Source organism: Achromobacter sp. 413638, assembly GCF_043119405.1.
In the GTDB taxonomy this organism is placed as follows: Bacteria; Pseudomonadota; Gammaproteobacteria; order Burkholderiales; family Burkholderiaceae_B; genus Achromobacter.
This window is the reverse complement of record NZ_JBICCO010000203.1, coordinates 1-209: the sequence shown is the minus strand read 5'-3', so window position 1 is coordinate 209 and position 209 is coordinate 1. Positions and strand designations below refer to the sequence as shown.

The following is a 209-nucleotide window of genomic DNA, read 5'->3' as shown; positions in this document are numbered from 1 at the left end:
CGTGAAGCTGTCGTTCATCAGACCAGGCAAGCCCGTGGAGAATGCATACATCGAGAGCTTCAACGGAAAATTCCGCGATGAATGCCTGAATGAGCATTGGTTCATGTCGCTGCGCCAAGCCAAATCCTTGATCGAAGACTGGCGCGTCGAGTACAACACCGAACGCCCGCATAGCGCGCTGGGATACTTAACGCCGGAGCAGTTTGCTC

The 209-nt window shown here is 54.5% G+C and carries 1 protein-coding gene; it reads left to right on the top strand.

Translation table 11 applies throughout. The features are described from left to right. Positions 1–209: transposase (locus ACEU5R_RS32055; RefSeq protein WP_392413959.1), on the top strand; the 209-nt coding region annotated here is incomplete at both ends.